11 protein-coding genes are annotated in these 12,425 nt (G+C 65.0%); 5 read left to right on the plus strand and 6 right to left on the minus strand.

Annotation, left to right across the window (positions count from 1 at the left end; all coding sequences use genetic code 11):
- Positions 1–14 precede the first annotated feature (14 nt).
- From AAGD32_05140 to AAGD32_05150, 3 genes are all read right to left on the minus strand, one after another.
- Complete coding sequence (locus AAGD32_05140; protein MEM8873626.1) at positions 15–1,973, minus strand: ABC transporter permease subunit; 1,959 nt, start codon at positions 1,971–1,973, stop codon at positions 15–17.
- Positions 1,974–1,978: 5 nt separating this feature from the next.
- Positions 1,979–4,756, minus strand: coding sequence for a hypothetical protein (locus tag AAGD32_05145; protein ID MEM8873627.1), 2,778 nt, complete (start codon positions 4,754–4,756; stop codon positions 1,979–1,981).
- Between the two features lie 107 nt (positions 4,757–4,863).
- On the minus strand, positions 4,864–5,826 hold the full coding sequence (locus tag AAGD32_05150; GenBank protein ID MEM8873628.1) for a phosphate ABC transporter substrate-binding protein: 963 nt from the start codon (positions 5,824–5,826) through the stop codon (positions 4,864–4,866).
- A gap of 209 nt (positions 5,827–6,035) precedes the next feature.
- Here AAGD32_05150 and AAGD32_05155 point away from each other — a divergent pair, with 209 nt between their 5' ends.
- Genes AAGD32_05155 through AAGD32_05165 form a run of 3 tightly spaced genes read left to right on the plus strand, consistent with a single transcriptional unit; the run spans position 6,036 to position 8,492 of the window.
- Entirely contained in the window at positions 6,036–6,872 is an 837-nt protein-coding gene (locus AAGD32_05155) for a menaquinone biosynthesis protein (GenBank protein ID MEM8873629.1), read from the plus strand.
- A gap of 52 nt (positions 6,873–6,924) precedes the next feature.
- Complete coding sequence (locus tag AAGD32_05160; protein MEM8873630.1) at positions 6,925–7,704, plus strand: TIGR00730 family Rossman fold protein; 780 nt, start codon at positions 6,925–6,927, stop codon at positions 7,702–7,704.
- Between the two features lie 32 nt (positions 7,705–7,736).
- Positions 7,737–8,492, plus strand: a complete 756-nt coding sequence (locus AAGD32_05165) for a hypothetical protein (GenBank protein ID MEM8873631.1) — start codon at positions 7,737–7,739, stop codon at positions 8,490–8,492.
- Positions 8,493–8,544: 52 nt separating this feature from the next.
- Here the strand turns inward: AAGD32_05165 and AAGD32_05170 are convergent, their stop codons facing one another.
- The 3 genes from AAGD32_05170 to AAGD32_05180 all read right to left on the minus strand — a co-directional run bounded on the left by AAGD32_05170 (position 8,545) and on the right by AAGD32_05180 (position 10,231).
- Complete coding sequence (locus tag AAGD32_05170; protein MEM8873632.1) at positions 8,545–8,811, minus strand: hypothetical protein; 267 nt, start codon at positions 8,809–8,811, stop codon at positions 8,545–8,547.
- A 97-nt stretch (positions 8,812–8,908) separates the two neighbouring features.
- Positions 8,909–9,295 carry a 3D domain-containing protein gene (locus AAGD32_05175; protein ID MEM8873633.1) on the minus strand — a complete coding sequence of 129 codons (387 nt, stop codon included), beginning with the start codon at positions 9,293–9,295 and terminating at the stop codon, positions 8,909–8,911.
- 186 nt (positions 9,296–9,481) lie between these two features.
- Positions 9,482–10,231: a B12-binding domain-containing protein gene (locus AAGD32_05180; GenBank protein ID MEM8873634.1), complete on the minus strand. Its 750-nt coding sequence runs from the start codon at positions 10,229–10,231 to the stop codon at positions 9,482–9,484.
- 179 nt (positions 10,232–10,410) lie between these two features.
- Here AAGD32_05180 and proB point away from each other — a divergent pair, with 179 nt between their 5' ends.
- Positions 10,411–11,502, plus strand: a complete 1,092-nt coding sequence (gene proB, locus AAGD32_05185) for a glutamate 5-kinase (protein ID MEM8873635.1) — start codon at positions 10,411–10,413, stop codon at positions 11,500–11,502.
- 36 nt (positions 11,503–11,538) lie between these two features.
- Positions 11,539–12,309 (plus strand): pseudouridine synthase, encoded by a 771-nt coding sequence (locus AAGD32_05190; protein MEM8873636.1) that lies wholly within the window; start codon positions 11,539–11,541, stop codon positions 12,307–12,309.
- Positions 12,310–12,425: the final 116 nt, after the last annotated feature.

Genomic DNA, 12,425 nt, shown 5'->3' on the forward strand with positions numbered 1-12,425 from the left:
CCGGAAAAAGTGAATCAGAACGCCCCGCCGGCGAAGGCTCGGCGGAGTCGTGAGCGGATAAAGATCGCCGTGATGTTCAGGAACACGACGATGGCGATGAGCACGAGCACGGTCGTGAACAGCAGCGGGCGGGCGGCCTCGGAGTCGGGTGACTGGAAGCCCAGGTCGAAGACGTGAAAGCCCAGGTGCATGAACGAACGGTTGGTGCCGAAGTACGGGAAGTCCGCCGCGACGGGCAGCTCCGGCGCGAGCTTGACCGCGCCCACGAGCATGAGCGGCGCGACCTCACCGGTGCCCCGGGCTATGGCAAGGATCATCCCGGTCATGATGCCCGGCAGCGCGCGGGGCAGCACGATGCGTCGGATAGTCTGCCACTTGGAAGCGCCACAGGCGTAGGAGCCTTCGCGCATCGAGTTGGGCACGGCCGCGAGGGCTTCCTCGGTCGAGACGATGATCACCGGCAGGGTCAGCAGCGCGAGGGTGAGCGACGCCCAGATCATCGCCGACTTGCCGACGGTCGGGTCGGGGAGCTTGGCGCGGTGGAAGCCGTCGAAGAACGGGATGGTCGCCAAGAGCCAGCCGAGGGTGACGACCGCGCCCGCCCAGAGGAAGAAGGTCGCGAAGCCGAGCGCGCGGGTCTGCCATTCGCCGCCGACCTTGTCGGACTTGCCCATGCGTCCGCCGAGGATGCCGACGACGACCGCCGCGGCGACGAGGAGGATCGCCACGCCGATACCCGCCCACCAACCGCCGGCGCTCGCGTGACCGAAGCCGGCGTGCTCGGGGCCGCCGTCGATCCACTTGCCGACGGTGTAGCAGAAAAACCCGAGCCCGAAGACGCCGTAGACGATGCTCGGCACGCCGGCGAGGTTGTTCACACAGATGCGGATGACACTGACGATCAGGCCCTGCCTGGCGTACTCGCGGAGGTAGATCGCCGCGATGACGCCGATGGGCAGCACCACGAGGATCATGATGAACGTGAGCATCACGGTGCCGACGATGGCCGGCCAGATCCCGCCCTCGCTGTTGGCTTCGCGGGGCACGTCGGTGAGGTACTCCCACCACCGGCCGAAGTAGATGCCGACCTTGTCGAGCGTGCCCAACTGGTTGGCAGGGAAGGCTCGCACGACGCGGTGGAGCATCATCGGCTCGTCGGGATAGAGCGGATCGTTCGGGACGATCACGCCGGCTTCGGTCCGCATCTCCATGCGGAACTTGGCCAGTTCGTCCTCGAGTTCGCGGCGCTCGGCGTTGAGTTCGGTGAACCGCGCGGCCATCTCTTCGAGCGCCGGCTGTGCGTCGGCGACGGCCTGGCGATACTCGGTCGAGCCCTCGCCGTGTTCGAGCTCGACGCTCCTGAGTTTGAGGCGAACGACTTCTTCCTCGTCGGCGAGCCCGCCGATCTCGTATTCTTCGAGTTCCTTGAGTTTCGCGAAAATCGCGCGGGCCTGGGGGTAAAGCTCCTGGAACTTCGCCCAGGCTTCGGCCCGGCCCTCGGTGCGGACGCCGTCGTGGATGATCGCGTCGAGGTAGCCGATCGCGATGCCGTTCTCGAGCCGCTCGACGGTCAGCGCCCATTCGGGTTCGTTGGTCTCGGCGATGGCGTCTTCGCGGACGTACTTGAACCGCTCGCCGGTGACGTCGAAGTTGCCGACGCGGTAGAGGATTTCCTGCCCGGTGCCGTCGGCCTTGTCGACCGCGCGTGACGGGATGCCCAGCAGCGTGTCGCCGTCGGTCGTGGAGACCTGCACGACCGGCTGGGGCCAGAACGTGCCCAGACCCTGCAGCAGCACAAACCCGAGCAGCGTCACGGTCATCAGCAGCGCGACCGCGACACACCCGCCGGTGAGCCAGACCATCGGCTGACCACGCGAGACGAGCGAAGTACGCCGCTTGCGGCGTTGGGGCGCGACGTCGGCGGTGGCCGGGTCGGCGTAGTCGATGTCGTTTGGCTCGTTGGGTTCGGACATCGTCTCTAGAGCTGCAGGGCCCGTTTGCGGAAGTGATTGCGGACGACTTCCGCGATCGTGTTGATCACGAACGTCATGGCGAAGAGGATCAACGCGCTGGCGAAGAGATAGCGGTAGAGCGTCTCGCCTTGCGGCGCTTCGGGCATTTCGACGGCGATGTTCGCGGCCATCGTTCGGCCGCCGTTAAAGATGTTGCCGTCGAGGATCGGCGTGTTGCCGTATGCCATCAGCACGATCATCGTCTCGCCGACCGCACGTCCCAGACCGATCATGCACGCCGAGAAGATGCCGCTGATCCCCACCGGCAGCACCACGCGGATTGCCGTCTGCCACGGCGTCGCGCCCGCGCCTAGCGCGGCCGAGCGGAGGGTGTTGGGCACGCTGCTGAGCGCATCCTCGGAGATCGTGTAGATGATGGGGATCACGGCAAAGCCCATCATGATGCCGATGATCACCGAGTTGCGTGTGATGTACGTGCCGGCCGGCGACCAGTCGATGAGCCCGAGCGACCAGTCGCCGCGTAGGTCTAGGCCGACGCTCGTGAAGGCTCCGCCGATCGCGGTGGCGAGCAGGATCGCCACGCCGAGCGACACGATCAGCCGAATGCCGTCGACCCCAGCGATCTTCTTGCGATCGTCGGTGTTGTAGGCGTTGAGCCGGGGTCGGATGAAGGTGTTGAACACGAAGACCACGCCGATGAGTAGCAAGGGCGTGAGCAGGCCGATCCAGCCGGCGGTGGTGCCCCAGAAGCCCGTGCCGGTGCGTCGGTTGAGCCAGGCCTTGATGTCACCGCCGTACAGGATCGTTTCGAGCAGGGGCGCGACCAGCAGCGCCGCGCCGAACGTCACGAGCACCGCGCCGATCATCACGATGAACGGCACCCACTTGGGCAGCGGCCGGACCACGTCCGGCGGGAGCAGTTGCCAGAGCCAGCCGAACATGAACACCCCCGCCGGGACGCATACGAACGTGAGCAGCGCGCCGGGGATGATGTCCTCGAAGATCGGAGCGAGCACCAACCCACCGATGAATCCGAGCACCACCGAGGGCAGGCCCGCCATCATCTCGATCGTCGGCTTCACGACCGCCTTGGCCCGCGGGTCCATGAACTCCGACGTGTAAATCGCCCCGAGGATGGCAATCGGCACCGCGAAGAGCATCGCGTAGAGCGTGGCCTTGAGCGTGCCGAAAATGAGCGGAACGAAGCTGACTTTCGGTTCCGCGTCGTCGGTGCCGCCACCGGACTGCCACTGGAAATCCTTGCCGGGATAGCCTTCGTAATGGATCGGGGTGAAGAGGGCCGCGAGGTGGTCGCCGGGGTAGTCGTTGGCGATGTCGAAGGCGGCGAGCGCGCCGGTGTCGGTGATGGTCAGGGCGGCGTCGGCCCGCGGCGAAAGCGTGGCCAGGTCGATCGCCCCCTCGGCAGCCAGGCGGGTCGTGCCTTCGAGGCTGCTGGTGGTCATGTAGAACAAAGTGATGTTGCCCAGCGCGTCGCCGACGAGGAACTGGCGGTCGCGCTCGCTGGGGCTGAACGCCGTGACGGCGGCGTCGAGCTCGGCGAACGTGTGTGCTTGCACCATGTGCAAGTCGTCTGGGTTCATCTCGTCGTCGGGCGTGCCTTCGGGATAGTTGGTCGCGAACCAGCCCGACACGCCGCCTGCCGAGTCACCGACGATCAGCGTGACGTCGCCGATGAGCATGCGGGCGGCGGTAATGGTGCGATCGGTCTCGGGCAGCAGGTCGGCGACCTCGACGACCCGGGCGTTCTCCGGATCGGTCGTGTCGAACCGCAGCGTTTGGCCGTCCTCGTAGACGAGGTAAACGCCCCGGCCACGCGACTGCATGAACACGCCGACCGGCTCGACGCCCGTCGGCGCCTGATCCATCGGCAACTCGAACTCCGAGAGCGACTTGGTGACCTTGTTGGTCATCAGGTTCCGCTTCTGCGTGACCTTTTCGTAGAAAAGTCGACCGTCTTCGCGGAGCACGACCAACGCCTCGTCGCCGCCGGCTGCTTCGTCGTCCTCGACGAGATAGTCCAGAAGCTTGATCGGGCTGGGGTCGCCGGCGGCTTTACCGATCGCGACGGGCTCGCCAAAGGTGACGTTGGGCGTGGTGACGCGAATGCGGTTGCCGGGGATGAGCTCGGCGACGCCGCCTTCGAAGATCGCCGTGTCACCAGGGTTGAGCCCTTCGAGTGCATCGGGCACACCCGCCGGGAAACTGACGCCGAACGGCACCGAGCCGAGCAAGACCGTTCCGTCTTCTCGGCCGATCGCGACGTTGCTGCGCTTAACGCTCACGGCCGTCACCGGCACGTCGGAGATCCTTCGCGTTTCGATCAGCTCCGCTTCCTGCGTGCGGAAGGTCGAGAGCGCGCCGGCTTCGTCGATGATCCAGAACGAGACGACGTTCTCATCGACCCGCACCGCGACGGGCGCGGCTTTATCGGCGTCGATCTCGGCGACGGTCGTCGGATTGAGCTCGGCCGAACCGAAGAGCGGCACCACCACCGACGCGAGGAACAACAAGATCAGGGCCAGCGCGCCGATGACGGAGAGGCCGCCGACGGTGATGACCCACTTGGAGACGCTGTCGGCGATCTTGATCGAGGCCGGCGTGGTGTGGCGGCGCTTGCGGCCCGTGAACGAGCGCGCCGGTTGGCCACCACCGGTGTTGGTCGGCGCGTCGGGGTCGGAACCTTGGCTGCTCGGCGGTGGGTTGTCGGGCACGATGGTCGAGTTGCGGTCCGGGAGTCTGACGGCAGCAATTCCGTCGGTCAAACTTCAAGCCCCAATCCGTTGCGGCAAAACGTCGGCGACGGGTTCAACCGCCACCGACGCGTGTGGATTGCATTTCCCCCCGAGGACCTTGGCACAAGCCGACGGGATTAGCCGCCGAGCTTGGCGAGATCTTCCTGGGCGATCACGTTGGTGATCGGGTAGTAGCCGTCCTTGAGCACGACCTGCTGGCCCTGCTTGCTGAGCACCATCGTCAGGAACTCCTTGACGATCGGGGTCGGCGACTGGTTCGGCGGTACGTTGACGTAGACGTAGAGGAAGCGGGCCAGCGGGTAGTCGCCCGAGTAGGCGTTGTCGGCGTTGGCTGCGACGCCGTCGATGGCGACGGCCTTGACGTCGGCGGTCAGGTAGCCGATGCCGCTGTAGCCGATGCCGAACTTGTCGGAGGCGATGCCCTGCACGACGGCGGAGCTACCGGGTTGTTCCTTGACGGTGGCCTTGTAGTCGGCCTTGCCCAGGGCGGCGGACTTGAAGAAGCCGTAGGTGCCCGAGGCGGAGTTGCGGCCGTAGAGGCTCACGGGCTTGTCGGCCCACTCGCCGGTCGCGCCCAGGTCGCCCCAGGTCACGTTGTCCGGACCGTTGACGGAGAAGACCTGCTCGACCTGCTCGAGGGTGAGGTTGTCGATCGGGTTGTCCTTGTGGACAAAGACAGCCAAGGCGTCGACGGCGGTGCGGATCGGGGTCGGGGCGTAGCCGAACTCCTCGGTGAACTTCTCGACCTCACCAGCCTTCATCGCCCGGCTCATCGGACCCAACTGCGAGGTGCCGGAGATCAACGCCGGCGGGGCGGTCGAGGAACCCTTGCCCTCGATCTCGACGTCGGCCTGCGGGTAGAGGCTCTTGAACTCCTCGGCCCAGAGGGTCATGAGGTTGTTGAGCGTGTCGGAGCCGACGGACTTGATGTTGCCGCTGACGCCGCTGGTGGGCTCGTAGGTCGGCAGGGATTCGTCGACGGTCACCTGAGCGGTGACGACGGTGGCACCGAGGGCCACGACGGCACCGGCTGCCGCGATCGTGGTCGCCTTGCGGCGAAGGTTGCGAAGGATATTCATGGGTGGTTCTCCGAAAGTGATTGCACAAGCCGCGAAAGGGGATGCTTTCATCCCCAATTCCTCGCGGTTCGGCGGCACCTTACGCGTCGGCGACATTTCCATGTGTTAGCGTTTGGTAAAGCCTGTGCGTGACTTTCGCGAGCGCGTCAGCGATCCGCGTTTTCAGCCAAATCAACGGCCCGCATGTAACCGATGGGCTAGATTGACCCATGCCGTCCGCCACGATTTCTTCCAATGCAGGTCCGATATCGACAGGCGCGACGGCACCACCGGCGACGATCCGCGTCGCGTCGGTCAACTACTTCAACGCCAAGCCGCTCATCGCGGGGCTCGGTGAGCGTGACGATGTCGACCTCGCGCTGGACGTGCCGAGCAAACTCCTGCGTCGTTTGCAGGACGAAACCGCCGACATCGCGTTGTTGCCGGTGATCGACTACCAGCGGATCGAGGGGGCGACGCTCCTGCCCACCGGCGGCGGCATCGGCTGCGACGGGGCCACGCTGACGGTGCGGATCTTCAGCCAGACGCCGCTGGACCGGATCGACCGCCTCTGCTGTGACCCGGATAGCCACACGTCGGTCGCCCTGGCCCGGATCGTGATGAAGCGGCTGCACGGCCGGGTGCCCGAACTCGCCCCGCTCCACGCCGTCACCGGTGCCCCCGGCGAGGCTCGGTTGCTCATCGGCGACAAGGTCGTCTGTGAAGAGCCGGTCGGGTTTGAGCATCAACTCGATCTCGGAGCCGCGTGGAAGCAGCTCACCGGGCTCCCGTTCGTCTTCGCCTGCTGGACCGCTCGGGCCGGCGTTGAACTCGGCGACATCATCGAAACCCTCGCCGACTGCCGGACACGCGGTCTGGGCATGGTCGACGAGCTGATCAAGAAGCACGCCATCCCCCGCGGTTGGCCGCCCGGCATCGCCCACCGCTATCTCACGCAGCACCTCCACTACGAGGTCGGCGAAAGACAACTCGAAGCGATCGAGCTCTACCACCGCTACGCCGAGGAAGACGGCATCATCCCTCGCGCGCATCCGTTGGTTCATTGATCGGTAAAGCCCACGGGTTCACCCGTGGGTCTGCCTGCGGTAGGTTCCCCGGATGGACCAATCCAACGTCGCGCCGTTAAAGCCCTCCGAACTCCCGTCCTACTGCTCGATCGGCCCGGCCACCGGTCGGCCCGTCGACTCCGGCACGCTCGGCCCCGAGCGCGGCGACGCCTGGCGCGTGTTCAAGATCATGTCCGAGTTCGTCGAGGGCTTCGAAACCCTCGCCGAACTACCCCGGGCCACGAGCATCTTCGGCTCGGCCCGCACCAAGCCGGATCACCCCGAGTACCAGCAGGCCGTCGAGTGTGCCGCGAAGCTGGTCAGTTGCGGCCACGCCGTCATCACCGGCGGCGGCCCCGGCATCATGGAAGCCGGCAACAAAGGTGCCTTCGAAGCCGGCGGCACCTCCGTCGGCCTCAACATCAAACTCCCCCACGAGCAAAGCGGTAATCCCTACCAGACCATCTCCATCGACTTCAATTACTTCTACGCCCGCAAAGTGATGTTCGTGAAGCACAGCAGCGCCTTCATCTGCTTCCCCGGCGGCTTCGGCACCATGGACGAGTTCTTCGAAACCGCCACCCTGATGCAAACCATGAAGATCGAGCCGTTCCCGATGATCCTCTTCGACAAAGGCTACTGGAGCGGCCTGCTGGACTGGATCAAGGGAACCCTCGCCCCCGGCGGCTACATCAACGACGTCGACACGGACCTCTACCGCCTCACCGACGACATCGACGAAGCCGTCGCCTGGGCGACGGGCGAGCCTTGGTGGCAACCGGCGGAAAAGAGTCCCGCGATCAAGGCATTCGCGGAGAAAGTGGGAAAGTGAGTATGCCAATAGGCAATGCCTAACATTCGCAGATGGACTACGATAAAGACAACTCGGCTGCTCGACTTTTGAGCATTCTTGAAAGCGCCCAAAAGTCTCGTGCTCGAAACGTCTCAGACATGCTCTCGGAGGTCTTTCCACAACAAGCAACGGACGAGCTCGGGGTCTTAAAGGTCTTGGCTCAACTTTTCAGCCTTCAGATCAAGGTCCAAGAAGATGTTCGGGCGCTCGAGAACGCAAATCCTGATCGGTTGTTGAAGCGTCACGAACGAGTGACGGACCTGTTCAAGCGGTTGAATCCAGACGCCGGATGGGAGGGACTTCGCGGCAGCATTAACGAGGCGATGCTTGATGGATTAGAACATTGTGCGGATGCGATCGACCGCGAGTCGCCAATAGACAGGATTGCTGCCGATGATCTAGTTGAGCTTCGGGCTCAAATCCACACTGTGCGGGAACTAGTCATCAGATCCTCGCTAAGTAGCTCGACCAAAACAGCATTAGTAAAGATGCTTGCACAAATCGATCTTGCGATCGTCGACTACTCTATTACTGGGCTAGATGGGATGGCACAAGCGTTGGAGCAGGCGGCAGGAATTATTGCATTGGACGAGAACTCTCGAAAAGAAGCCGACGAAAATGGCGATGCTGGTTTCGAGGTATGGAAGGTTGTGTCCAGAGGATGCGAACTAGTTCGTACCGCAGCATCCGCGACCAGATTGGGCGGTTGGGTTAAGTTTCTGCCACTCGTCGCTGACGAGGGATCTCAAAAACTTCTGAGCGAGTAAGATGCTTGGTGGGCCGTGAACTTTTGGCAACGCACTATTGGAGACACACAAATCACCGATCGTCCGCGTCAGACCTTGATAGATCACCGCATGACCGCCGATCAGCAGGTACTTGACCCCACGGTTGTGGAAGAACCTCAAGAGATCGAGGTGATCGGGCAAGAATGGCGTCTCGGCCGTAGACACGTTCCTGCAGTTTCACGGCGATCGCGAGACGCTGCAAGGGCGTGAGCGCCCAGTTCTCGCGCCGGGTCGCTTCGTCGGCGACGTCGAAGTCGTCGAACACCTCCACCGTGGCCAGCAGGTCGTCGCCGTTCATCATGACATGGTATCGGCATTTGTTTAGCGGGTGCGACGAAGTTGCCCGTGGTGCGAAGGTCCCCGCGGCACGGGCGACTTCGTCGCACCGCTACACATCACTCCCACACTTCGACGCGGAGCGAGCGCTTGCCCCAGGCTTTCGCGGTTTCGTGGTCGGCGAAGAAGACGTCCAACTTCGTGCCCTTGATGGCGCCGCCGCGGTCGAGGACGGGGACGGGGTCGTCGTTGGCGTAGCCGGGGACGCGGAGCATCGTGCCCATGGGGAAGTGCTCGGTGTCGGCGGCGACGAATCGGCCGGCGTTGTGGGTGACGGGCTTGCCGCTGGCGGTGATCCCGTCGGCGTGCTCGCCGCAGCAGACGCTGCACGGGCAGTACGCCGTCACGGTCATCCGCACCACACGCACCGAGTCGGGCCGCTGGACGTTGGCCGCGATGCCGACCACGCCCAGCCCGAGCGCTGCAAGAACGATGAGGATGCGCACGAAGCAGCCCGTCACGCTGGAAAGTTTCGCCGAGCGCGACGGGCAGGGTCAACGTCCGATATCTGGCGCGACAGGCGGTTGCAGAAAGGCGGAATGCGGAAAGCGGAAAGCGGAAAGCGGAATGAAGCAGGCCTTCCGTGGCTCGCTCTTCATCCCGCCTTCCGACTTCCGCACTCCGACTTTCCGCTATGCCGCCAGCTTCTCGCGCTTCGCCGCCTGCTTGCGGACGCGGCGCATCTTGCCGACGGTTTGCTGTTCGACACTGGCCTTGCGGTGCGGGTTGGCCTCGGCGACGGTGACCGCCGCGGCGGCGCTGTCGGCCCAGAGATCGGCACCGATCTCCTCGGCAAGCCCCTCGGCCCGCTTGAACACACCGCCGCAGCACATCACCTGCATGCCCGGGCAGCTGTTCACGTCCCGCAGATAGTCGATCAGCGCCCGCACGTTGGGCAGCTGCTGGGGGAGGGTGGCGAAGTGGATGAGCAGGTCCGGGCGGTGGTTGCCGACCATTTCGAGGATCTCGTCGTTGGGCACGTCGCCGCCGACGAACATGACGTCCCAGCCGTCGGCCTCGAAGAGCTCGGCACAGATCTGCCCACCCAGCTCCTCGGGCTCGTCGTTGCCGCAGAAGATCAGGGCCTTCTTGCCGTTGGCGGGCATGTGCTCGAGTTCGCCGGCGAGGCGGTCGACCAGCGAGCGGTTGAGCCGGGTGGCCAGGCCCATCTGGACGACGGTGAGCTTGTCGTCCTTGTAGAGGCTGCGGACGTGCTCCATGGCGGCGTAGCAGATCTCGGTGAGGTAGGTGCGTGCGTCGATACCCGAGTCGAGGGCGTCGGCGACGGCGTCGCGGCCGGCCTTGCGGTCACCGGTGATCAGGGCCCGCAGGTAGGCTTCGTAGAACTTCGAGTCGGTCATGCTGGTGGCGTAGTCGTCCATGGGTGGGTCCGTGTGGGTTTGGCTTGTTTGGTGAAGATGGGTAACTTCGACACCAAGTTCATCGCCAAAGCGGGTTGAAAAGCATTATCCATTTTAACATTTCGTGGCAAAGTGGCGTTTTCGGGGCAAGAACGGCGGTCTGGCCGACCGCGCGACCGTGCGTGTCGTATGGTGCTCCCGTGCCACGCACCGTGTTTGCCCAATCCCGCTCGATCGTGATCAAGGTCGGCTCGGCCGTGCTGGGCGACGGCGGGGGGATCGACGCGCAAGTTTTGCGCTGCCTGGCGAGCCAGATCGTGGCCCTGCGGACCGCAGGCAAGACGGTGACGCTCATCAGTAGTGGCGCGGTGCTGGCGGGGCGGGCGGCGTTGGGGATCGCGCGGCCGACCGACCTGGCCCGCCTGCAGGCCGTCGCGGCGATCGGGCAGCGTCGGCTCATGGACGTTTGGGCTGCCGCCTTCGCCGAGTTCGACCTGCCTGTCGGCCAGCTCCTGCTCACCCGCGACGACGCCGACCATCGCCGCCGGTTTCTCAATCTTCGCGACTGTTTGCGGGCGTTGCACGAGATGAACGCCGTGCCGATCGTCAACGAGAACGACACGATCGGCACCGAGGAGCTGACGAGCTTCGGTGACAACGACGGCCTGGCCGCGGTGATCAGTGCCGCCCTACATGCCGACGCGTTGGTGCTGCTGAGCACCGCGCCGGGCCTGCTCGCCGGCGGGGCGGTGATCGACACGGTCGCCGACCTGCCGGCGGCGCGTCGGCATGTCGTGATGGACAAGAGCACCGACGGTCGTGGAGGGATGGCCAGCAAGCTCGACGCGGCGGGCATCGTTTGCGGGGCCGGGGCGTGGATGGCGATCGCCGACGGCCGGCGCGATCGTGTGCTGACCGACCTGTTCGCCGGCGAGGTCGTCGGCACCGTCTTCAAGCCGATCAACGTCCGCCGCACCGGCCGCAGCCTGTGGATCGGCACCGCGCGGCCGGTCGGCTCCATCACCGTCGACGCCGGCGCGGCCAAGGCACTTCAAGGCGGCGATGCCTCCCTCCTGCCCATCGGCGTCGTCTCCGCCAAGGGCGACTTCAAACGCGGCGACATCGTCGCCGTCCACGACCCCACCGGCCACGCCATCGCCCGCGGCCTCATCCGCTACGACGCCCCCGACATCCCCCGCATCGCCGGCAAACGCACCAGCGACCTGGCCCGCCTCGACCCGCCGGCGAACTACGACGAAGTTATTCACCGCGACGATCTCGTTCTCGCCTGACGCTCGTGGATCACTCGCCAACCTACGCTGTCCCCCATGCCCGCCGAGCGCATCCAAAAACTCCTCGCCAATGCCGGCATCGCTTCGCGGCGTGCCGTCGAGGCGATGGTGCTTGAAGGGCGTGTGCGCCACAACGGGCAGGTCGTGCGCGAGCTACCGGTCATGGTCGATCCCGAGACCGACACGGTCGACGTCGACGGCGAGCCGGTGAAGCTCGGCGGGACCAAACGCCGACGCGTCTACGTGCTGATGCACAAACCGACCGGCTACGTCTGCACCAACGTGGGCCAACAGACCGCGCTGGGCCCGCAGCGCCTCGCGATCGATCTGTTGCCGCCGGGCTTTCGCAAACGTGTCTACCCCGTCGGCCGGCTCGACGCCGAATCGACCGGCCTGCTCCTGCTCACCGACGACGGCCCGCTCACGCAAAAACTCACGCATCCCAAGTTCGGCGTGCCCAAGGTCTACCGAGTCGTCTGCGACGGACTCGTCGACGCCAAGATCCTTTCCGAACTCGAGCAGGGCGTGCGCCTCGCCGACCGCGACGGGAAGCACTACGTCGCGAAGGTGCACTCGGCGAAGATTCATCGACGCGGGCGTGATCGGAGCATTCTCGACCTCACGCTCAAGGGCGGCCGCAACCGACAGATCCGCCGCGCTCTGGCCAAGTTCGACCACAAGGTCCGCAAGCTCCAACGCATCCGCTTCGGCCCGATCAAACTCGACAAGCTCAAGCCTGGCGAATCTCGCCTGCTCACCCCCGCCGAGGTCAAAGCGCTCAAGCGAGCCGTCGGCATCTGGGTGTAACGCGGGGCGAGAACCGAAAGAAAAGGAAAAGAAAGAAACGGCATGCCGGTCGTGTCGTCTGTGGTGTGTGCGTGCCGCGCCACGGTCGCGTCGTTTCGTCGAGTTTGACCCGACAA

It is taken from the genome of Planctomycetota bacterium (assembly GCA_039182125.1).
GTDB lineage: Bacteria > Planctomycetota > Phycisphaerae > Tepidisphaerales > Tepidisphaeraceae > JBCDCH01.